Genomic DNA, 20,572 nt, shown 5'->3' with positions numbered 1-20,572 from the left:
GCCCTCGTCCGCCGCATGCCAGTGCTCCCCGAGCCGTCCCACCGCGAGCCCCTCCCTCTCGGCCCGCGCGAGCACCGCCTCCTCGTCGGCGACCTCCACCAGTGCGTGCAGTCCCGCCGCGATGCCGTAAACGTTTGCGTGCGTCCCCAGCCGGCCGAGGAGCTGGTCGCGGCGGCGCCGGTACCGCAGTCGGCACGCGCGCACGTGACGGTCGTAGGCGTGGCTGTCGATCAGTTCGGCGAGTGCCAACTGGCCGATGGTCTCGGTGTGGTGGTCGCTGTGCAGCTTGGCGTCGGCGACCGCGTCGACCAGGTGCGGCGGCAGCACCATCCAGCCGAGCCGCAGCGCGGGCCCGAGCGTCTTGGACGCGGTCCCCAGGTACACGACCTGGCCCGGTGCCATCCCCTGGAGCGCGCCCACGGGCTGCCGGTCGTAGCGGAACTCCCCGTCGTAGTCGTCCTCGACGATCAGCCCGCCACGCGCGCGTGCCCAGTCGGTCAGGGCCCGTCTGCGCTCGGGGTGCAGGGTGACGCCGGTCGGGTACTGGTGGGCCGGTGTCACCACCACGGCCGCCGCATTCCCCAAGTCCTCGGCGCGGGCGCCCCGTTCGTCGACCCGTACGGGCACCACGCGCCCGCCGTTGTGCCGCACCACCTCCCGGTGGAACGGCAGCCCCGGGTCCTCCATGGCGACCTCGGCGACACCGCGCCCCGCCGCCGCGTCCAGCACGCGCGTGAGAAGCGCGAGTCCCTGCACGTACCCGGACGTGATCACGATCCGCTCCGGCGGCGCGATCACCCCGCGCGCCCGCCCCAGGTACCCCGAGAGCGCGGTGCGCAGTTCGACGCGGCCGCGCGGGTCCCCGTAGTCGTACGCCAAGGAGGGTGCCGTCGCGATCGCGCGGCGCAGCGAGCGCAGCCAGGCCGCCGCCGGGAACATGCCGACGTCGGGGCTGCCGGGCCGCAGGTCGAAACGGGGTACACGCGCGCGTGCCGCCGCGCCCGGAGCCTCCGCGTCCACGGAGGGCAGCAGCGCGACCTGGGTGCCCGAGCCCTGCCGGGCGGTCAGGTATCCCTCGGCGACGAGCTGGTCGTAGGCGGCCTTCGCGGTACCCCGGGAGACGCCGAGTTCGGTGGCGAGCCGGCGGGTGGCGGGGAGACGGGTCCCCGGGGCGAGCCGGCCGTCCCGTACGGCGTCCCGGAGGGCGCGTTCGAGACCGACCCGGCGGCCTCCCTCGGGATCGGGTTCCAGGTGCAGGTCGACCCCGACGCCGGACCAGAAGTCGTTCACGAAAAAGCCCTCCCCCTAGGCGCGTTCATGAAAAAAGCCTCCCCCTGGGCATGCGATCGGCACACGGATGGCCGGGCACCGCATGTGTGCCCGGCCATCAGTCTTGTATCAGTCGGCAGTCGTCAGCTGTCAGCCCTTGAGGGACGCCATCCAGCTCTCGACCTCGGCCGAGGTGCGGGGCAGGCCGTCGGACAGGTTCCGGTTGCCGTCCTCGGTGACGAGGATGTCGTCCTCGATGCGGACGCCGATGCCGCGGTACTCCTCCGGGACGGTGAGGTCGTCCGCCTGGAAGTACAGGCCGGGCTCCACCGTGAGGACCATGCCGGGCTCCAGGGTGCCCTCGACGTACGTCTCGGTCCGCGCGGAGGCGCAGTCGTGGACGTCCATGCCGAGCATGTGACCCGTGCCGTGCAGCGTCCAGCGGCGCTGGAGGCCCAGTTCCAGGACGCGCTCCACGGGACCCTCGACAAGACCCCACTCGACGATCTTCTCGGCCAGCACGCGCTGTGCCGCGTCGTGGAAGTCGCGGTACTTGCCGCCCGGCTGCACCGCCGCGATACCGGCCTCCTGGGCCTCGTACACGGCGTCGTAGACCTTCTTCTGGATCTCGCTGAAGCGGCCGTTGATCGGCAGCGTGCGGGTGATGTCGGCCGTGTACAGGGTGTGCGTCTCGACGCCGGCGTCCAGGAGGAGCAGGTCGCCGGAGCGGACCGGGCCGTCGTTGCGCACCCAGTGCAGGGTGGTGGCGTGCGGGCCCGCGGCGCAGATCGAGCCGTAGCCGACGTCGTTGCCCTCCACGCGTGCGCGGAGGAAGAACGTGCCCTCGATGTAGCGCTCGCTCGTCGCCTCGGCCTTGTCGAGCACGCGCACGACGTCCTCGAAGCCGCGGACCGTCGAGTCGACGGCCTTCTGCAGCTCGGCGACCTCGAACTCGTCCTTGACCAGGCGTGCTTCGGAGAGGAAGACCCGCAGTTCCTCGTCGCGCTCGGCGGTGACCTTGTCGGTCAGCGCGGCCTCGATGCCGGCGTCGTAGCCGCGGACCACGCGCACGGGGCCGGTGGCCTCGCGCAGGGCGGCGGGCAGTTCGCGGACGTCGGAGGCGGGGATGCCGTAGAGCTGCTCGGCCTCGGTGAGGGAGTGGCGGCGGCCGACCCACAGCTCGCCCTGGCCGGAGAGCCAGAACTCGCCGTTCTCGCGGTCGGAGCGCGGCAGGAGGTAGATCGTCGCCTTGTGGCCCTCGGTGGTGGGCTCCAGGACGAGGACGCCGTCCTCGGTGAGGTTGCCCGTCAGGTACGCGTACTCGACCGACGCCCGGAAGGGGTACTCGGTGTCGTTCGAGCGGGTCTTCAGGTTGCCCGCGGGGATCACCAGGCGCTCGCCCGGGAAGCGCGCGGAGAGCGCGGCACGGCGGCGGGCGGTGTGCCCGGCCTGCTCGACGGGCCGCAGGTCGTGCAGCTCGGTGTCGGCCCAGCCGGACTTCATGCTGTCTGCGAGTTCGTCGGACACGCCCGGGTACAGACCGTTCTTCCGCTTCTTGATGGGCTCTTCAGGCTCGCTTTCCGGGGTCTCCGGGTTGAGCTCGTCGGCCACGGTCATCCTCCTAGATACGGCACTGGACCCCGTCCATCGTACGGTCGTACGGAAGGGGGCCCAGGGCCGTATGGCCTGTTACACATGGCTGTCCGGTGACTACTCGAAGCGAGCCGCCAGGAGGACGACGTCCTCGTCGCTGTCGGCCGTGTCGAGGCCGTCCGGCAGCACGGTCCGCAGCACGTGGTCGGCGATCGCGGCCGGGTCCTCGCGCAGCGCCTTCGGGACGCTCGCGGCCGCCGCGTGCAGGCGGGCGAAAGCGCGGTCCATGGGGTCGCCGGTGCGGTGCAGCAGCCCGTCCGTGTAGAGCAGCACCGTCTCGCCGGCCTCCGCCTCCAGCTCCACGCTCGGCGCCTCCCAGCAGGCCAGCATGCCCAGGGGCGCGGACACGGAGGTCTCCACGAACTCCGTGCGCCGCTCGCCGACCAGGAGGGGCGGGCTGTGTCCGGCGCCGGCGAGGGTGATCTTGCGCAGCGCGGGCTCGCAGTAGGCGAACAGGGCGGTGGCCGAGCGGGCGGGCTCGGTGAGCCTGAGGAGGAGTTCGAGGTCGGACAGGACCGCGACCGGGTCCTCGCCCTCCATCACCGCGTACGCCCGCAGGGAGGCGCGCAGCCGGCCCATCGCGGCGATCGCACTGGGCCCGGAGCCGGTCACCGAGCCGACCGCGAGGCCGAGCGCGGCGTCGGGCAGCGGCAGCGCGTCGTACCAGTCGCCGCCGCCGCGCGGACCCGTGCGGTGCAGCGCGGCGAGCTGCACACCGGCCACGCGGGGGAGCCGGGACGGCAGCAGCTCCTCGGCGATGGTCGTCATGCACGCGCGCGTGCGCTCGACTTCGAGGACGCGGGCGAGGTGCTCGGTGGCGTACCGGGCGTACAGGCCGACGAGGTGCCGCTGCCGCTCGACCGGCTCGGCGGGCTCGTCGTAGAGCCACACGGCGGCACCCAGGCGCCCGGCCGCGTCGGTCGCCAGGGGGAGCGCGTAACTGGCCGCGTAGCCGAGGCGTACGGCGACCTCGCGGTGGCGCGGGTCGAGGGCGTCCTCGGCGAACAGGTCGGGGTGGACGATCTCGCCGCCCTCGCCCCCGGGAGCGCCGGCCGGTCCGTCGAGGAGCTGGCCGTACGACATCGCCCCGCGCGGGACGGTCTCCATGTGGCCGAGGTCGGCGCGGGCGAGGCCCAGGCCGATGGTGGTGTCGGGGCCCAGACCGTCGCCGGGTTCCAGGACGACGAGTCCGCGGCGGGCGCCCACCAGGGCGGCTCCGGCGCGCAGCAGCTCCTGGAGTGCTTCGTCGAGTGCGTCCGTGCGTGCCAGCCGCTCCGTGAGTTCATGGAGGGTCGTGAGATCGGACACCCAGCCGGCGAGCCGGTCCTGGAGCTGGGCACCTGGCGCGTTCGGAGCGGTATCAGGCTTGTTCTGCGTGTTCGAGGAGGGGCTCGGAGGGGTATCGGTGGCGGCAGGCGCGGGCGCGACAGTGTGTGCGGGCGAGGGAACCGTTGAATCGATTCCAGCCACTTTCGGAGGGTGCGGGGCGTTCATGGCGTCCGGCTTTCCGACCGGTGCGTATTGCTCAAAAGCATCGCAAACCCCCATGTCATTCTGCGCCGCTGGCAGTGTCTCCACATGTACACGCACTCGTGAGGGGATGTCCAGCATTGTCCTGCTGGGATTCCTGGTGTCCATGGGTTTACGGGTGCTGTTTCGCTCTCCCCTTGCGGATTGGCAAAGTTGGCTTAAAACTGCATCAGGGGACGGTCCATTGCGGTCGACTGGGTTTGCTCGACGGAGCGTCACAGCGGTCGTGATGGGTACGTACTCGGAGAAGGCCAGGGGTGGCAGGGGGCCACCCGGAACCTGGTGAAGGACCCGGGCGTCTTAACCACCGACGATCGTGCCCCATCCTCCCGTGGCGGAGGCGGAGAGAACTACGCGGGACGGCAAAACGCCAGACTTCGCCACCCCCAATCGCCACGCCCATGCTTTTCAAGCACGCACGGGTTCCCCTTGCCGAAGGCAGGGGTGTGATGCGCCAACAGGTACGCACAGTGAAGTGATCGACACATGGTGTGATGTGGTCCTCGGTGTTGCCAGCGGTGCAACGGAAAGGAACGAGCGCTCATGCGCGAGATCCTCGGAAAGCGACGCAGGCTCCTGTCCAGGCGAGACAACAGGAGGTCTGAGATGCTCAGCGCGGCCCTGACCTTCGCGACAGAATGGCAATGGCCCGTCCTCCCGGGCGTGGCACCGGATCCTCAAGGGCGGGCGCGCTGCGGCTGTCCGGATCCGGAGTGCACGGTCCCCGGCGCACACCCCTTCGACCCCGGTCTCCTCGCGGCCACCACCGACGCCCGCATGGTGCGCTGGTGGTGGGGCAACCGGCCCGCCGCCCCGATCGTCCTCGCCACCGGCGACAAGGCTCCCTGCGCGGTCAGTCTGCCCGCCCCCGCGGCCTCCCGGGCCCTCGCCGCGCTCGACCGCCAGGGCATGCGCCTCGGCCCGGTCGTCGCCGCGCCGACCCGCTGGTCGCTGCTCGTCAAGCCGTACTCCCTGGAGCAGTTGGGCGAGCTGCTCTACGCCAAGGACCACGTCCCCGGCTCGCTCCGCTTCCACGGCGAGGGCGGCTATCTCGCCCTGCCCCCCTCCGAGACCGGCCAGGGCCAGATCCGCTGGGAGCGCGCACCACTGCCCGGCTCGTCCTCGCCCTGGGTGCCCGACGTCGAGGCCGTGGTGGACGCCGTGGTCGAGGCCCTCACTCGTACGGGTGTGAGCGCGCCCGAGTTGTAGGGGTGTCGGGCGTGCGCGGGACATGGCGCCCGTAGTTGGTCGTTATCTTCCGACACATGAACCTTCGTCTGCTCGCCCTCGCGGGCGTCGCGGTGTGCGCGGTCGCGCTGCCGCTGGCCGTGGCGTCCGCGGGACCCGTACGCGACGAGGGTCACGCGGTCGTACGGTCCCTGGTCCACTCCTCGGATTCCTCCGACTCCTCCGGCTCTTCCGAGGGTGACGCCAAGGCGCCGTCCGTCGCGCCCTCGCCCGTCCGGTCCCCGCTGACGCTCGGCCTGGGGCTGGCGACGGCGGCGCGTTGCGGACCCGAGGTCTCCTCCCCCGACGGCATCGAGGCGCAGACCTGTGTCATGACGCAGGGTGAGGACACCTGGGCGCGCACCTACTACCGGAACGCGACCGGCGACGACCTGGATGCGGTGCTGAGCCTCATGGGTCCGGCGGACCGCACCGTGCAGATGCACTGCGTCGTGGCGGCCGAGGACGAGCCCGCGCTGTGCGAGGCACCCCGGGAACGGACACGGGGCGGTCTGGCGGCCTACACGGCCGTGGCGGAGTTCGCGGGGCGGAGCGGGAGCGGGCCGCTGTTGCTGCGCTCGGGGAGCAACTCCTCGGCGCCTACGGCGAGTTGACGGACGACATCGTTCCGTACACGCGACCCGGGCATGAAAAGACCCGGTTGCTGGCGACGGGGGATGCACCAGCAACCGGGCTACTCGAACGGTAACAAGAGATCGGCGGTTAGCAAATTCGATCTCGGCTATTCGGACACCGACTTCCCTTTCACAACGGGGAGTTGTGACAGGAGTCACCCGAGTGAACAGGCCTGTTGCGGCTGAACCGTCGTTCAGTCGAACCCTTGGCCCATTCCGGGTGTCAGCTCAGCGTGACCTGCCGGTTGGTGAGGCCGCCCCGCGCGCGGCGCTCGTCCGCGGTGAGCGGTGCCTCCGTGGCCAGAGCGGCGGCGAGGCGCTCGGCGAACTCGGCGGCCGGCTTCTCGATGTCGTCCGCGCCCATCCCGCTCGGCAGGTCCCAGACCGGCACGGTCAGCCCGTGAGCACGGAAGGACCCCACGAGACGCGTGCCCTCGCCGAGACCCGAGCGGCCCGCGGCGTGCAGCCGGGCGAGACCGTCCAGAAGCTGCTCCTCCGGGTACGGCATGACCCAGCGCAGATGGTTCTTGTCCGGGGTCTCGCACCAGTACGCGGCGTCCACGCCCTGGAGCTTCACGGTCGGGATGGCGGCGGCGTTGGCGCGCTCCAGGGAGGCGGTCACCTCCGGCGCCGCGCTCGAAGCCTCCGGGACCCAGAATTCGAAGCCCGGGTGCACAACTGGCTCGAACGTGCCTTCCGGGTCGAGCAGATCCTGGAGTCGCGGACCCTCGGCCGGGGCGCGGCGGGCCTGCACCGGAGTGCCCGGATCGGCGACCAGCGCGCGCTGGAGGGTGTCGGCGAGGTCGCGGCTGATGTCGCCGGAGGCCGTGTCGTTCTGGAGGCCGAGCAGCACCGAGCCGTCGTCCCGGCGCAGGGCCGGCCAGGCCATCGGCAGCACCGTGGCGAGCGTGACCGACGGAACCCCTTCGGGGAGACCGCCCTTCAGCGGCAGCGCGACCGTGGCCGCGGGCACCAGCTCGCGCAGCGCCACCCAGTCGCCCTCGCCGGGCAACCCCTCGAAGGGGCGCTGCACCAGCTCGGTCACCGCGTGCGCGGCGGCCCGGCCGTGGCAGGCCTTGTAGCGGCGGCCGCTGCCGCAGGGGCAGGGCTCGCGGGCACCGACGACCGCGACCTCTCCGTCGCTGAGCTGCGGCCGCCTGGCCGTGGTCTGGGGGCGCTTCTTGGCCATCGTGGGTGTCTCCCGGTTACGGCTCGTCTCGTACTGGCGGGAGCCTAGCCGTTCACGCCATGACCGACGGGAGCCTGTGGACAACCCGGCGGGGTGTGGACGGCGTCCTGTGGACAACGCAGCCGACGCAGTCGACGTGGCCGACGTGGCCGACGTGGCCAGGTACGGGCCGACGGGTCAGTCCAGGTCGTCGAACGCGTCCGCGAACTCCAGCCGGGGGACCGCCGACACCGCAGGAGCCGTGACGCGCGTAGCGAAGTCCTCGCGCCGGTGCCCGGCATCCGGATCATGGACGTCGTCCTGCACGACGACCCACACCGTGACCTCGCCCCGGGTGTCGTCCCGGACACCCCAGTCGTCGGCCAGCGCGGTGATGATGTTCAGCCCGCGTCCGCCGCGGGCCGTCACCGACGGGGTGGCCGGAGCCGGGCGGGTCGGGCCGCCGCCGTCCGTCACCTCGACCGTGAGCCGTCCGCCCGTGTCCACGCGCCAGGCGCACCGGACGTCGCCGTCACCGGCCAGGGCGTCGCCCAGGGGCCGGCCGTGCTTGCACGCATTGCTCAGCAGTTCGGAGAGGATCAGTACGGCGTCGTCGATGACCGCTTCCGACACACCGCCCGTGCGCAGCTGATCGCGCATGCGATGTCTTGCTTCCCCCACGCCCGCAGGGCCATGGGACACGGCCATGCTCGACGACGTGGGCACCTCCTGTGCCACCACCAACGCCACCCCCGAGACCTCCTTCGCCCCACGCCACGGTGTGGATGCCCCCTTGGCCTGTACCGGAAACCGGCCAATCCACGTTCAGTGACGCATTCGCAACGATCGAACACGGACCGAACGCGCCGGTGCACTCCCTGTAATCAAGTGGCTTGTTTTCGACGGTGTGGCCGGGTTCGGAGGATGGTGCAGGCGAGGTGGTCGGGTCAAGGGGTGTTTGGCGGTCTTTATGAGGTTGTTCGCTGACCGCGGCCGAGCTGGCTCAGAACGGCCCCCGGCCGGTTGGTGATGATGGCGTCAATGCCCAGGTCAGCGCAGAGATCGACGTCCTCGGGCTCGTTGACGGTCCACACGTGCACCTGGTGACCGGCGTTTTTCAGCCGCTCGATGTACGCAGGGTGATTGCGCACGATGCGGATCGAGGGGCCCGCGATCCGGACACCGGCCGGAAGTCGACCGTCCCTCAGGCGGGGCGAGAGGAACTGCAGCAGGTACACCGTCGGCAGTGTCGGGGAGGCCGCCCGCACCCGGTGCAGCGAGCGCGCGGAGAAGCTCATGACCCGTACCGGGGAGTCGGCGGCGGAGGCCGGGGCGTCCAGACCGAAGCGCTTCAGGAGCACCAGCAGCCGTTCCTCGACCTGGCCCGCCCAACGTGTCGGATGCTTCGTCTCGATGGCCAGCTCCACGCGCCGGCCCGCGTCCGCGACGAGTTCGAGCAGCCGCTCCAGGGTGAGCACGGAGGTGTCCTCGCGGTCCTCCGGAAGGTGCTCCCAGTCGGGCTCCTCGTCCCGTGTCGTCCGGGAGTCGCGGCCCTTCCAGGAACCGAAGTCGAGGGTGGCCAGGTCGGCGAGCTCCAGTGCCGATACCGCCCCGCGCCCGTTCGACGTCCGGTTGACACGGCGGTCGTGGACACAGACGAGATGGCCGTCGGCGGTCAGCCGTACATCGCATTCGAGAGCGTCCGCACCGTCCTCGATCGCCTTCTTGTACGCGGCCAGGGTGTGCTCGGGGGCCTCTTCGGAGGCTCCGCGGTGGGCGACGACTTGGATCCGGTGCTGCCGTGCGAGGGTCACTGCGTCATGGTGCCACCGCGAAGGGGTACACGGGGAACCAAGAACGTATAGGTATGGGGCTTTTTTGCGTGAATGACACCTTATAAAGGATCGCCGTGAACCCACAGGCACCGCTTATGGTGCCCTGACGGCCGGTGGGAAAAGCTGACGGCATACAAAAGCACATGCACAGCTGTTTCGCGCCGGACCGATCGACAAGCGTGAAGAGTGTGACCGCATGCTTCCGAGAACAACAGCCGTGGACCGAGGAGAAGAGCTGTGAGCACCGAGAACGAGGGCACTGAGGTACCCCCGGCCCCGTCTGCACCTCCTGTGCCGGTGGAATCTCCCGCAGCTTCCCCGCAGGCGGCCGCGGCCGAGGGGAGCGAGCCCACCACGCAGCTCCCGCCGGTGCCTCCGGGCGCCCCGCAGGACACGCTGCACGCGGGCCCCGCTCCGGCGTACGCCGGAGCGCCCCCGCAGGGCACGGGATCGGCTCCCGACGCCGCCTGGCCGCCCCCGCCGCCGGCCACCCCGTCGTACGCCGACAGCGGTACGGGCGCGGGCGCGTACGGCGGCGAGGGCGTCGGCGGCTACGGGGGCGACGGTTATGGAGGTGACGGCGCCGGTGCCGGTGGCGGCTGGGGCACGCCGTACCAGCAGCAGCCCGCGCCCAAGAAGCCCGGCGGCGGACGCGGCGGCCTGATCGCCGCCGTGCTGATCGCCGCGCTGGTCGCCGGCGGCCTGGGCGGTGGCATCGGCTACACCCTGGCCAAGGACAACGACAACAACACCAACTCCACCACCGTCTCCGCCGACACCGGCAGCACCTCCGTGAAGCGCGCCGCCGGCACCATCGCGGGCGTGGCCGCCAAGTCCCTGCCCAGCACGGTCACCATCGAGGCCGAGAGCACCAGCGGCGAGGGCGGCACGGGCACGGGCTTCGTGTTCGACACCCAGGGCCACATCGTCACCAACAACCACGTCGTCGCCGACGCGGTCGACGGCGGCAAGCTCACGGCGACCTTCCCGGACGGCAAGAAGTACGACGCCGAGATCGTCGGCCACGCCCAGGGCTACGACGTAGCCGTCATCAAGCTCAAGAACGCCCCCAGCAACCTGAAGCCGCTCGCCCTCGGCGACTCGGACAAGGTGGCCGTCGGCGACGAGACCATCGCGATCGGCGCCCCCTTCGGCCTGTCCAACACGGTGACCACGGGCATCATCAGCGCCAAGAACCGCCCGGTGGCCTCCAGCGACGGCAGCTCCACCAGCAAGGCGTCGTACATGAGCGCCCTACAGACCGACGCCTCGATCAACCCCGGCAACTCGGGCGGCCCGCTGCTCGACGCGCAGGGCTCGGTCATCGGCATCAACTCCGCCATCCAGTCGACCAGCAGCGGCGGCCTCGGCTCCACCAGCCAGTCCGGTTCGATCGGCCTGGGCTTCGCCATCCCGATCAACCAGGCGAAGTACGTCGCCCAGCAGCTGATCAAGACCGGCAAGCCGGTGTACGCCAAGATCGGCGCCTCCGTCTCCCTGGAGGACAGCACCTCCGGAGCGACGATCACCGCCGAGGGCGTCAGCGGCTCCTCCTCGGTGGAGGCCGGCGGCCCCGCGGCCAAGGCGGGCCTCAAGGCCGGCGACGTCATCACCAAGCTCGACGACTCGGTGATCGACAGCGGCCCGACACTCATCGGCGAGATCTGGACCCACAAGCCGGGCGACAAGGTCAAGATCACGTACAAGCGCGGCGGTACGGAGCACACGACCGACCTGACCCTGGGGTCGAGGGTCGGCGACAGCTGACACAGCGCCAGACGAAGACGCTCAACCGGCGGGCCGGGCAAGGGAATCCTTGCCCGGCCCGACCGTTTTCCGGCCGATTGCTCGGGCTGGTCGTTCGGGCCGATTGCTCGGGCTGGTCGTCTGGGCCGGTCGTTTTTCGCCCTCCACGCGCGTGTGCATGCGGCTGAACCCGACTCGGGGACCTCGACGCGTGGACCCCGATTCGGGAACTGGATTCCTCCCTGCGGCGAAGTACGGGTGAAAGCCCAATCTTCATCAGCGTGTTCGCATGGACGAGAGGAGCCCCGATGACCGTCGGACCAGGCGTCAGGGTGGGGCAGGACAGTGACGCCTCGGTGATCGAACGGTCGTGGGACGAGCCCGAGGCATTCGCCGTGCTCTTCGACCGCCACGCCGACTCGGTGCACCGTTACGCGGCGCGTCGGCTCGGTACGGAGGTCGCCGAGGACCTGATGGCGGAGACGTTCACCACCGCGTTCCAGCAGCGCTTCCGGTACAACACGGAACTGGCCGACGCCCGCCCGTGGTTGTTCGGCATCGCGACCAACCTCATAGGCCGGCACCGGCGCGCCGAGGCCCGACGGCTGAAGGCGATCGGCCGGCTGCCGTCCGCCGCCCGCGCCGACGGTTCCGAGGACCCGGTCGCCGACCGGGTGGCCGCACGGGTCAGCGCACAGGCCGTACGGGGCGAACTGGCCCTGGCGATGGCCCGGTTGCCCGCCAGGCACCGGGACGTGCTGCTGCTGGTCGCCTGGGCCGACCTCGGCTACGAGGAGGTTGCCCGCGCCCTGGAGGTACCGGTGGGGACGGTCCGGTCACGGCTGCACAGGGCTCGCAGAAAACTTCGCGACGCATTGGGCGGATCCGATCCGACAGCCTTCCGAGAGGAATCCGACGATGAGTGAACCGAGGAACGAACTCCAGTTCCTGAGGGAGTGGGACGCGGACACGCCCCCGCTCACGGACGCCGCACGCGCGCGTGCCCTTTTCCGCCTCCACCGGGCGATGCTCACGCCCACCACCCTCGCCCCCGCTCCCGCGGCCGTACGGCGCCGTCCGGTGCTGCGGATGGCGGTGGCGGGCGTCGCGGCCGCGGCGGTGGCGACGACTGTGGTGATCGCCGCGGACGACGACTCCTCCCCCCGCACCCAGCCGGTGAGCGCGACCACCGTGCTGCACGGCGCGGCGGCCGAGGAACGCCGCCTGGAGAAGCCGATCGCCCCGCGCGACGACCAGTTCATCTACACCAAGGAGATCATCAAGGAGACTCCGACCGGGGGCGGCCGGACCCGGACGTACGTCGACGAGAGCTGGAACTCGGTCGACGGCTCCAAGAAGTCCTACGTCAGCGAACTGGGCCACAAGCAGTGGGTCCCGGTGTTCGTTCCGGGCCAGGGCACCTGGCCGCCGACCAAGTGGACCGAGCTTGAGCAACTGCCCACCGATCCGCGCAAGTTGGTGATCACCTTGCGGGACATGGGCGGAAAGCCGGACTACAGCAAGCCGATGAGGGCCGCCGACTGGCCGATGACCCAGGTCTTCGTCTCCGGTCTGCTCCGCGCCCCCGTCCTGCCGAAGGGGCTGCGCTCCGCGGCCTACGAGGCGCTGGCCGCCGTCCCCGGCATCAAGGTCCTGCCCCACCAGAAGGACGCGGACGGCCGCGCGGGCATCGGCATCCAGTACGTGGGACCCGCCGGAACCCCCTGGGCACACGGCGGACCGGTCCTGGTCTTCGACGCGAAGACGTACCGGTACCTCGGCATGCACGACCGGCGCACGGCGGGCGGGACGAGGTACGAGCAGTGGTCGTACATCGCGGCGAGCGCTGTGGTGGACCGGGTGATGCAGCGGCCGTAGCGATGTGAGGTGAGGTGAGGTGCTGGTCGACGACGGGGGTCAACTGGGCACGTGTCGAGGGTCGTTGAGCAAAACACGGACACACGCCGACGGCACGGGAAATCATGAACCATGCGACTGGACGACTGGCACCTCACCGACGACGTCGACGACTTCCTGGCCCGAGCCGGAGAGTTCCTGCAGTCACGCGCCACCCCCCACACCCAGATGCTGACGGCGATCGAGAAGATACGAAAGCAAGGGTCGGCCCACCACGGCACCGAGGCCCCCGTGTTCGGCCTTCTGGAGCGAGGAGGGGAGATCCAGGCCGCCTTCTACCGAGTCAACTCCCACCGCAACCTGAACCCCACCGCCCTCTCCCCCGAGCAGGCCGACACCCTCGCCGCCCACCTGGCCGGCCTCGGCCACTCCCTCCCAGGGGTCATCTCGGACCACGACACCGCCACCACGTTCGCCGAGGCCTGGCAGCGGCACACGGGTGCGACGTCGGTACGCAGCTGGGGTGCCCGTCTCCACCGTCTCGGCACGCTCACCCCACCGGAACCGACCCCGGAGGGCCGGGGCCGAGTCGCGGGCGAGCAGGACCGCGACCAAGTCGTGCGCTGGTGCCGTGAGTTCTGCGTCGACGTCGGAGAGACCGTCTCCATAGACGCCATCGACGCCGGCGGCTGGGCCACCTCGCGCTTCGGCGACAGACACTTCACGTTCTGGGAGACCCCTGACGGCATCCCTACCTCCATGGCGGCCGTGACCTCGATGACCGCCGACATGGTCCGGATCGACCCCGTCTACACCCCGGCCCACCTCAGGGCCCGTGGCTACGCGGGCGCCGTGACGGTCGAGGTGAGCAGAGCCGCACTAGCCGCTGGCGCGACAGACGTCGTCCTTTTCGCCGACCCGGCCAACACCACCAGCTCCGCCCTCTACCAGCGCATCGGGTTCGTTCCGGTCGGGGACTTTGTCGGGTACGACTTCCTGGGGGCGGCGCGGGAGTAGCTGCGCTGGACGGCCCCAAGCGGTGCCACGCCACCCGCGAACCGCCCGGTGCCGGTACGCTGTACCCGCTCCGTCCCTGGTGGGCGGCTGCGCAGGTGGGTTGCCCGAGCGGCCTAAGGGAACGGTCTTGAAAACCGTCGTCGCAGCGATGTGACCGTGGGTTCAAATCCCACACCCACCGCAGGTGAACGGCCCCTGACCAGGTAAATCGGTCGGGGGCCGTTCTCGTGAGCATTGTCTGCCAGCGATCGCGGCTCCCCGCTGTTTCCCGACCGAACGGGCACGCCAGGGGCACGCCACGCGCTCTTGATAAAGGCCGGGTGACAGGTTCCGTCCTGGCCTCCCGGTCGATCCGTTCCCCTAGCCTTGGATCGTAGGCGGCAATACGCTGCGCCCATGAATCTGGGGGATGCGGGGCGTGAGTTCTTCGCTGTTGGGCCCGGCGGCTTGTCGCCTCTCAAGCGCCACGCCAGCGCAGGTTGGGTGTCAGGAATCTGGGGACTGGTCGTGGTCCTGGTCATCCTGGCGCTGGTTGGGGTCCTGGTGTTCTCCGTGCGACGGGGCTCTTCGTCGGATGACGAGGATTGATTCTTCCTCAACACGCCCTACCTGTAAGGTAGTTGGGACAGGTCGATGTTTCACGTGAAACCAACCGACTCACGCACCCGGCACAGGCCTAGGCGCATACCTCGCAATCGACTAATAGTCGGTAATACCGGCACATAGCACCCACCGAGACCCACCACTCGCCCCAGCTTCCATCCCGTCCGCCGTCGACCCACACACCGTGGAGCGGGCGTGGTCCCTGGCGTCCAGGTGGAGCGCGCCACTGTACGAACGACCTGGACGCCAGGGGCCTCGTCTGCTCGGCTCTGCCTGGGTCGATGGTGGTCGGGATGGAAGCACCCCACGCACACCCCTACGGGCCCGCAGCCGCGTACGGTGCCCCTCCATCCCGGTGCCGGCTGATCCCCCGCCGGAGGCATGGTCGTGACCGTGGCAACTGCATGTTCAGGTCTCTACTCGGGGCCGTAACTTGCTGCGGCCCCAGGGCTTGGCCCCGGCGCCGAAGGCGCAGAGGGGCCGGAGCCCAGGGGCCAGCCCGCGCCTGCGCGGGCACTTGATGAGGTAGAGAAACCTGTAACAACCCTGGACAGTCCGCGAGTTGATGACCGGATGCCTTCTTGCCGTTTGGCGCGGGAGTTGGTCCCATCACGGTGATGCGGCGTCGTCGGCGGGGGTGGGAATGCCTGGCTTAGTGGTCAAGCGGTGGAAGCGCCATGGGCACGATCGGCTCTACGTGACCACCGAGGGAGGCGACACTGTTGCCTGGTACGACTGCAAGTCCGGGCATCTCAAGGTGCTTCAGGCGTCGTACCGAGATCAAGTATTGGATGTCCTGGCGCCCCATCTAGTGAGCCCCTCGGCCCGTGATGCTTCTGCCGCGCTGCCTTCAACGGCTGGTCTTCCTCCCCTGTCTCTGACCGACGATCTCGCCGTGAACCGACCCGGTGACTCCCTACTTCCTCAACTGGAGGGTGCACCAACCTGGTTGAGCAGGCAGGTGATGCGCCTGTGGCGTCAGAACGACGACAGCGATTCCTGGCGGAAGGGAGTTGTTGGGGAACGGATCGCCGGCGCCAAGCTTGATCGGCTCAAAAGGCGGGGCTGGCATCCGCTCCACTCCATACCTCTCCCGAGCGGGGCAGACATCGATCATTTACTGATCGGACCCGGTGGCGTCTTCTGCCTGAACACCAAGTACTTCCGCAACGCCCGCGTTTGGGTCGGCGACAGCGCGGTGAAGGTGAACGGCGGTCGAGGGCACCCGTACGTCCGTAACAGTCGCCATGAGGGCAATAGGGCGTCAGCGGTGCTGACCAGAGCTTGCGGCTTCCCAGTGAAGGTGGCTCCGGTGCTGGTCTTCGTTTCTGCCGCCAACGTCGTGATAGCCCAGTCCCTGGGTGATGTCAAAGTGATCAAGGATCGAGAGATCTCGTCATTCCGGCGACAAATAGGGGTACTCGGGCCGGAGGAGATCGAGTTCGTCTATGGCGTCGCTCGCGATCGTCGAACCTGGCTCAGCTCGTGATCGAGCTGAACGGGCCCTGCCTTCGTCCGCCCGGCTGGATACGGTGACCATATGAAGCTTGCTTCTGCTGACGCTCGTACAAGGTTCGCTTCGTCGCCGGTCGCCCGCCTGGCGACTGCTGGTGCCGACGGTGTCCCCCACGTCGTACCGATCACGTTTGCGATCAGTGACGATGCCGTGTTCTTCGCGATTGATCACAAGCCCAAGACCTCATGGAACCTTCGGCGGCTCAGGAACATTCGAGAGAATCCGCACGTGGCGGTCCTCGTGGATCACTACGCCCCCGACTGGTCCACGCTCTGGTGGTCAAGAGGCGACGGTCAAGCGGAAGTCTGGGACAACGGCGACGATCGGCTAAAGGCCGTTGAACTGCTGCAAGACAAATATGAGCAGTACCGCGATCACCCCCCACAAGGACCCGTCGTGATCGTCCGCGTCGAACGCTGGAGCGGGTGGGCGTTCACCAAGTGACTCTGTCAGTGCGGTCACGTAAGCTAGCTTGCATAGCCAAGTTGAGGTGACCTAGATGTCCGAGAAAGATCTTCCTACGTACAGGAGGATTGCGGATGAGCTTCGCGCATTGATCCTTTCCGGAGACCTGCCTCCGGGCGAGAAGCTGCGCTCAGAGAACGAACTCAAGGATCAGTACGACACGACACGCGTCACGGTACGCAAGGCCCTGGCACTGCTCAAAGCTGACGGCTTGCTGATCAGCGAACAGGGGCGCGGGGTGTTCGTTCGCCCCCGTCCAAACGTCCAGATGCTCACCACGGGGGCGAACTTCAGGGAGCGTCGGCAGACCGGCGTCAGCAACTTCAACGCCGAAGCCGCCGCCCAAGGCCTTCGTCCCGAGCAACGAATCCTGGAGGTTCGGACACTGCCGGCTCCCCCCGAAATCGCGTCACGACTCGGGGTGGAAGAGGGCACATCCGTCATCGTCCGCCGGCGCGCGTTCTTCGTGAACGACGCACCCATGCAGCTCGTTGACGGGTACTACCCCGCCGCGCTGTTCGGCGGCACGGAGGTCGAAGAGCCGCGTCGGATTCGCGGGGGCGTGAGTCGGCTGATCGAAGATCCCCAGGGGCCGGTGAAGCAGCGGATCGTCCAGTTCGTCGAAGACCTTGAGATCGGCATGCCGAGTCCAACTGAGATCGACACGCTGAGTATCCCGCCGGGCGTGCCCCTGGCTCGCGTCTTCCGGACCGCACACACCGCCGCAGGTCAGGTGGTCGAAGTGCTCGATTCACGCGTTCCGTGTGATCGACACGTCTTCCGGTACGTGATCGACGTCCCCTGACATGTCGGCCTGCGCAGTCTCACCTAGAGGGCCTTCGGGCCCTCTTTTTTTTAACTACCCACTTGCATATCCAAGTTGGGAGTCCTACGGTGATGACACGGCTTGGATATACAAGCTGCCGTGAGCGAAGAGCTTGGACTCTTCCGCCGTACCAGGGAGTGACGCATGCCGTCGTTCAAGATCGACGTTTCGACCGCTGTCGTGTTCGTGGCCACCGCGCCGGAGCCGAAGATGGTCAACAAGAAGACCGGTGAGCGGGCCGTGGACCGGGAGACGAACGCGGGGCTGTCGACCGTGGGCCTGCTGGTCTCGGATGAGGGGGAGGGCAACCTCTACCAGGTGACCGTTCCCGAGACCGGGCTTCCGGAGGGACTCGCCCCGGGCATGCCGGTGATCGTGACCGGGCTGAAGGCGCGTGACTGGGAGAACGAGTTCAACGGCCAGAAGCGCCACGGGATCTCGTTCCGCGCGGTCGCGGTCACCCCGCTGGGGGCCTGATCATGACCGACGCGACGATGTGGCTGGAGACCACGGGCGCCATAGCCGGCGTCGGCGGTCTCGGCTACGCGAAGTACCGCGCTCCTCGCGCGTACTGGTCGCTGGTCGGTCTGCCCGCCACGTGGGGCCGGTTCACGGTGACGTACCGCTCGACCATGGACGTGTGCGGGCTGACGGTCCAGCCCTCCGGCCTGCGGGCGTTCATGGCCCGCAACGTCGCCCGCCGGCAGGTCCAGCCGGTTCCGCCGAAGATCCGCCGGGTTCGGGGCACCATGACCGGACTGCGGGTGACCCTGCGTCTTCCGGCCGGCCTGGAGCCTGCTGACGTGATCGCCTCCACGGAGCGGCTGCGGCATGCCTGGGGTGTGCACGCGGTGCGGGTGGCGGTGATCAAGCCGGGGTTCGTGGAACTGCGGATGACCGGGTACGACGTGTTGCGTCGGGTGCGGATGCCGCGCAAGGCACAGCCCCGTGACCTGGTGGTGCCGGTGGCGCTGCGGGACGACGGGACCGTGTTCGAGCGGGACTACCGCAACGTGCCCATGGCGCTCACGTTGGGTGCGAACAGCTCGGGGAAGTCCACGTATCAGCGCAACCTGATCAAGGGGCTGGCTCAACTGCCCGTGGCCTTGGTGGGCATGGACTGCAAGCGCGGGGTGGAACAGTCCGTGTTCGCGCCCCGGCTGTCGGCCCTGGCGACCACCCCGGACGATGCCGCCTCGCTGGCGGATGTGCTGGTCACGGAGATGGAAGACCGCTTCGACCTGCTGCACCTGTACGGCGTCTCGGACATCTGGCAACTGCCCGACGACCTGCGGCCGGCACCGGTCGTGGTCCTGGTCGACGAGATCGCCGAACTCTTCCTGATCTCCCGCAAGGAAGACGAGGACCGCCGTACGCGGATCGTCACGGCGCTGATCCGGCTGGCGCAGATGGCCCGTTCGGTCGGCATCTACCTGGAGATCTGTGGTCAGCGCTTCGGCTCCGACCTCGGCAAGGGCGCAACCATGCTGCGCGCTCAGCTCACCGGGCGGGTCGTGCACCGCGTCAACGACAAGGAGACGGCCGAGATGGGGCTGAAGGATGTCGCTCCGGCTGCGGTTCCTGTCGCCTGCGCCATCCCCGCGAGCCGCCCCGGTACGGCCGTGGCCACCGATGCGGATGGCGGCTGGTCCCTGATCCGTACGCCCGAGGTCTCCCGCGACGAGGTCGCCGCTGTCTGCCGGGACTTCGAGCACCTGGTGCCCGACCTGCCGTTCCTTCGGCCCTTCGCCCCGGCCGCGTCCTCGCCGCTCGTCAGCACCCCGCTGCTGATCAAGCCCTGATCCCCTGTGCTCCATCGGTCGGCGTGACCGCCTCACGCCAACTCCCTACCCGAGCCATGCCGAAAACCGGAAGGAGATCGCCGCTCATGACCACTCCCGACACCGCCGCCCGCGAGACCGACGCGAAGGACTGCCCCGTCTGCCACGGCACCGGAGAGGTCTCCCGCACCGTCCACGTCGGCCGCAAGCGCCGCGCGGTCGGCCAGCAAACCGGCCTCTGCCTCAACTGCCTGGGCAGCGGCGAAGCCCCCGCCGAATGACCTGCCGGGGTCGGGCGGCCGGAGATCGCTTCCCCGCCCGCTCCTGGCCCAACTCACCTGAAGGGAGGTGCCGTTCATGGCCCGCTCGGTCCGTCTGGACGCCGTCCTGATCCAAGCCGTCATCGCCGGCGCCCTCTCGTTCGCCCACCTTCACGACCTCGCCGAAGCGGCCCACCAGTCCGGCTGGAAGGCCTGGGCCTATCCGGTCTCGGTTGACCTGCTGATGGTCGCCGCCTGGCGCCGACTGCGCACCGCCCGCCGCGACCGCGCGGCCTGGACCTGGTTCGTGATCGCCCTGTCCGCCTCACTCGGCGCGAACGTCGCCACCGCCGGACTCCTCGACCTCGACCACGTTCCGGCCTGGCTGCGCATCCTCGTCGCCGGCTGGCCCGCCCTCGCCTTTCTGGGCGGCACCCTCCTGGTCCACTCACCCACCACCGCGCCCGCTCCACAGCCTGTGGACGAAGTGGCCGCGCCGGAAGTCGAGATGCACCGCACCGACGAGCCCGCCCCTGCGGTCGACCCGGCACCGGAACTCACCGCCGCACCCCAGCCGCCTGCGGCTCCCGCGCCCGTGGTTCCGGTCGCGCTCCTCGACCACGCCCGGAAGATCGCCGAAGCCCACCGGGTCTCGACCGGATCTCCGATGCCCGCCGACGTGCTGTCGACCCGGCTCCAACTGCCCGCACCGATGACCGCCGCGATCGCCGCACAACTCCAACTCACCTGAGAAGAAAGGAAGTTGACCCGTGACCGCGTACCGCCGCTTCCGTCACGTGATCCGTATCGGCCCCGTCCAGGTCGCCACCTACAACGACGACCGGGGCCGCGAGAAGCACGCCGCCGCCTGCACCGCGCCGGACTGCGGCTTCTCCAGCGACTACCACGACCGAGCCGCCGCCGAACTCGCCGCCCACACCCACCGCTGCACGGCCTGAAAGGGAGATCACGTCATGGCTGTTCCGCTCTGGTTCGCCCTGCTCATCGTCGGATGGCTCGGCATCAAGCTCATCCGCCCGCCCGTGTGGCTGGTGATCGTGCTCCTGCTCGGCGGCTACCTCATCGCCGGCAGCGTCCTCGCTCCCGCCATCGCCACGGTCCTCAAGTAAGCCCGACCCGAAGGGAGATCAATCGTGTTCACCCCGAAGTACCCCCCGCAGGAC

21 protein-coding genes and 1 tRNA gene are annotated in these 20,572 nt (G+C 69.4%); 16 read left to right on the top strand and 6 right to left on the bottom strand.

Annotated features, from left to right (window positions below; all coding sequences use genetic code 11):
• The 3 genes from pdxR to AC31A1_RS23740 form a co-directional block, all read right to left on the bottom strand.
• A partial coding sequence (pdxR, locus tag AC31A1_RS23750; RefSeq protein WP_489655248.1) for a MocR-like pyridoxine biosynthesis transcription factor PdxR occupies positions 1-1,290 on the bottom strand: 1,290 nt, incomplete at its 3' end.
• 129 nt (positions 1,291-1,419) lie between these two features.
• Entirely contained in the window at positions 1,420-2,886 is a 1,467-nt protein-coding gene (locus AC31A1_RS23745) for an aminopeptidase P family protein (RefSeq protein WP_489655247.1), read from the bottom strand.
• 93 nt (positions 2,887-2,979) lie between these two features.
• Positions 2,980-4,533: a PP2C family protein-serine/threonine phosphatase gene (locus AC31A1_RS23740; protein ID WP_489655249.1), complete on the bottom strand. Its 1,554-nt coding sequence runs from the start codon at positions 4,531-4,533 to the stop codon at positions 2,980-2,982.
• 462 nt (positions 4,534-4,995) lie between these two features.
• Here AC31A1_RS23740 and AC31A1_RS23735 point away from each other — a divergent pair, with 462 nt between their 5' ends.
• A complete protein-coding gene (locus tag AC31A1_RS23735; protein WP_026150092.1) occupies positions 4,996-5,661 on the top strand; it encodes a bifunctional DNA primase/polymerase in 666 nt (221 codons plus the stop codon).
• 56 nt (positions 5,662-5,717) lie between these two features.
• Positions 5,718-6,293, top strand: a complete 576-nt coding sequence (locus tag AC31A1_RS23730) for a hypothetical protein (RefSeq protein ID WP_489655246.1) — start codon at positions 5,718-5,720, stop codon at positions 6,291-6,293.
• Between the two features lie 244 nt (positions 6,294-6,537).
• Here AC31A1_RS23730 and AC31A1_RS23725 read toward each other — a convergent pair whose 3' ends face one another.
• The 3 genes from AC31A1_RS23725 to AC31A1_RS23715 form a co-directional block, all read right to left on the bottom strand.
• Positions 6,538-7,503 (bottom strand): DUF5926 family protein, encoded by a 966-nt coding sequence (locus tag AC31A1_RS23725; protein WP_393750354.1) that lies wholly within the window; start codon positions 7,501-7,503, stop codon positions 6,538-6,540.
• Positions 7,504-7,680: 177 nt separating this feature from the next.
• Entirely contained in the window at positions 7,681-8,232 is a 552-nt protein-coding gene (locus AC31A1_RS23720) for an ATP-binding protein (RefSeq protein ID WP_489655245.1), read from the bottom strand.
• A gap of 218 nt (positions 8,233-8,450) precedes the next feature.
• Positions 8,451-9,296, bottom strand: a complete 846-nt coding sequence (locus AC31A1_RS23715; protein ID WP_489655244.1) for a glycerophosphodiester phosphodiesterase — start codon at positions 9,294-9,296, stop codon at positions 8,451-8,453.
• A 258-nt stretch (positions 9,297-9,554) separates the two neighbouring features.
• Between AC31A1_RS23715 and AC31A1_RS23710 the strand changes: the two genes are divergently transcribed.
• The 14 genes from AC31A1_RS23710 (at position 9,555) to AC31A1_RS23645 (ending at position 20,518) form a co-directional block, all read left to right on the top strand.
• Complete coding sequence (locus tag AC31A1_RS23710; protein WP_489655243.1) at positions 9,555-11,084, top strand: S1C family serine protease; 1,530 nt, start codon at positions 9,555-9,557, stop codon at positions 11,082-11,084.
• A gap of 287 nt (positions 11,085-11,371) precedes the next feature.
• Positions 11,372-11,989 (top strand): RNA polymerase sigma factor, encoded by a 618-nt coding sequence (locus AC31A1_RS23705; protein ID WP_405972915.1) that lies wholly within the window; start codon positions 11,372-11,374, stop codon positions 11,987-11,989.
• Positions 11,982-12,941, top strand: a complete 960-nt coding sequence (locus AC31A1_RS23700) for a CU044_5270 family protein (protein ID WP_489655242.1) — start codon at positions 11,982-11,984, stop codon at positions 12,939-12,941. The genes AC31A1_RS23705 and AC31A1_RS23700 overlap by 8 nt, the downstream gene beginning before the upstream one ends.
• A gap of 111 nt (positions 12,942-13,052) precedes the next feature.
• Positions 13,053-13,937 (top strand): GNAT family N-acetyltransferase, encoded by an 885-nt coding sequence (locus AC31A1_RS23695; RefSeq protein ID WP_489655241.1) that lies wholly within the window; start codon positions 13,053-13,055, stop codon positions 13,935-13,937.
• Between the two features lie 94 nt (positions 13,938-14,031).
• A tRNA-Ser gene (locus AC31A1_RS23690) sits at positions 14,032-14,118 on the top strand.
• Between the two features lie 1,119 nt (positions 14,119-15,237).
• Positions 15,238-16,029, top strand: coding sequence for a nuclease-related domain-containing protein (locus AC31A1_RS23685; protein WP_489655240.1), 792 nt, complete (start codon positions 15,238-15,240; stop codon positions 16,027-16,029).
• A gap of 51 nt (positions 16,030-16,080) precedes the next feature.
• Positions 16,081-16,500 (top strand): TIGR03668 family PPOX class F420-dependent oxidoreductase, encoded by a 420-nt coding sequence (locus AC31A1_RS23680; RefSeq protein WP_489655239.1) that lies wholly within the window; start codon positions 16,081-16,083, stop codon positions 16,498-16,500.
• A gap of 55 nt (positions 16,501-16,555) precedes the next feature.
• On the top strand, positions 16,556-17,326 hold the full coding sequence (locus tag AC31A1_RS23675) for a GntR family transcriptional regulator (RefSeq protein WP_489655238.1): 771 nt from the start codon (positions 16,556-16,558) through the stop codon (positions 17,324-17,326).
• A gap of 165 nt (positions 17,327-17,491) precedes the next feature.
• The gene (locus AC31A1_RS23670; RefSeq protein ID WP_489655237.1) at positions 17,492-17,824 is read left to right on the top strand and encodes an SCO3933 family regulatory protein; all 333 of its coding nucleotides are present in this window, start codon (positions 17,492-17,494) and stop codon (positions 17,822-17,824) included.
• Between the two features lie 2 nt (positions 17,825-17,826).
• The gene (locus AC31A1_RS23665; protein WP_489655236.1) at positions 17,827-19,149 is read left to right on the top strand and encodes an FtsK/SpoIIIE domain-containing protein; all 1,323 of its coding nucleotides are present in this window, start codon (positions 17,827-17,829) and stop codon (positions 19,147-19,149) included.
• Positions 19,150-19,235: 86 nt separating this feature from the next.
• Entirely contained in the window at positions 19,236-19,409 is a 174-nt protein-coding gene (locus tag AC31A1_RS23660; RefSeq protein ID WP_489655235.1) for a hypothetical protein, read from the top strand.
• A gap of 76 nt (positions 19,410-19,485) precedes the next feature.
• Positions 19,486-20,139 carry a DUF2637 domain-containing protein gene (locus tag AC31A1_RS23655; protein WP_489655234.1) on the top strand — a complete coding sequence of 218 codons (654 nt, stop codon included), beginning with the start codon at positions 19,486-19,488 and terminating at the stop codon, positions 20,137-20,139.
• Positions 20,140-20,158: 19 nt separating this feature from the next.
• Positions 20,159-20,347, top strand: a complete 189-nt coding sequence (locus AC31A1_RS23650; RefSeq protein WP_489655233.1) for a mobile element transfer protein — start codon at positions 20,159-20,161, stop codon at positions 20,345-20,347.
• Positions 20,348-20,362: 15 nt separating this feature from the next.
• Positions 20,363-20,518, top strand: coding sequence for a hypothetical protein (locus AC31A1_RS23645; RefSeq protein ID WP_489655232.1), 156 nt, complete (start codon positions 20,363-20,365; stop codon positions 20,516-20,518).
• The last annotated feature ends 54 nt before the right edge of the window (positions 20,519-20,572 follow it).

This window comes from Streptomyces sp. P5F9 (genome assembly GCF_057961495.1).
This window is presented reverse-complemented; position numbering and strand designations above follow the sequence as displayed.

Excerpts from the sequence above, each read along its gene's own strand:
- AC31A1_RS23740 (WP_489655249.1), bottom strand. The coding sequence starts at position 4,533 with ATGCTGGACATCCCCTCACGAGTGCGTGTACATGTGGAGACACTGCCA.
- AC31A1_RS23705 (WP_405972915.1), top strand. The coding sequence starts at position 11,372 with ATGACCGTCGGACCAGGCGTCAGGGTGGGGCAGGACAGTGACGCCTCG.
- AC31A1_RS23665 (WP_489655236.1), top strand. The coding sequence starts at position 17,827 with ATGACCGACGCGACGATGTGGCTGGAGACCACGGGCGCCATAGCCGGC.
- AC31A1_RS23670 (WP_489655237.1), top strand. The coding sequence starts at position 17,492 with ATGCCGTCGTTCAAGATCGACGTTTCGACCGCTGTCGTGTTCGTGGCC.
- AC31A1_RS23680 (WP_489655239.1), top strand. The coding sequence starts at position 16,081 with ATGAAGCTTGCTTCTGCTGACGCTCGTACAAGGTTCGCTTCGTCGCCG.
- AC31A1_RS23725 (WP_393750354.1), bottom strand. The coding sequence starts at position 7,503 with ATGGCCAAGAAGCGCCCCCAGACCACGGCCAGGCGGCCGCAGCTCAGC.
- AC31A1_RS23700 (WP_489655242.1), top strand. The coding sequence starts at position 11,982 with ATGAGTGAACCGAGGAACGAACTCCAGTTCCTGAGGGAGTGGGACGCG.
- AC31A1_RS23660 (WP_489655235.1), top strand. The coding sequence starts at position 19,236 with ATGACCACTCCCGACACCGCCGCCCGCGAGACCGACGCGAAGGACTGC.
- AC31A1_RS23695 (WP_489655241.1), top strand. The coding sequence starts at position 13,053 with ATGCGACTGGACGACTGGCACCTCACCGACGACGTCGACGACTTCCTG.
- AC31A1_RS23675 (WP_489655238.1), top strand. The coding sequence starts at position 16,556 with ATGTCCGAGAAAGATCTTCCTACGTACAGGAGGATTGCGGATGAGCTT.
- AC31A1_RS23645 (WP_489655232.1), top strand. The coding sequence starts at position 20,363 with ATGGCTGTTCCGCTCTGGTTCGCCCTGCTCATCGTCGGATGGCTCGGC.
- AC31A1_RS23730 (WP_489655246.1), top strand. The coding sequence starts at position 5,718 with ATGAACCTTCGTCTGCTCGCCCTCGCGGGCGTCGCGGTGTGCGCGGTC.
- AC31A1_RS23735 (WP_026150092.1), top strand. The coding sequence starts at position 4,996 with ATGCGCGAGATCCTCGGAAAGCGACGCAGGCTCCTGTCCAGGCGAGAC.
- AC31A1_RS23745 (WP_489655247.1), bottom strand. The coding sequence starts at position 2,886 with ATGACCGTGGCCGACGAGCTCAACCCGGAGACCCCGGAAAGCGAGCCT.
- AC31A1_RS23655 (WP_489655234.1), top strand. The coding sequence starts at position 19,486 with ATGGCCCGCTCGGTCCGTCTGGACGCCGTCCTGATCCAAGCCGTCATC.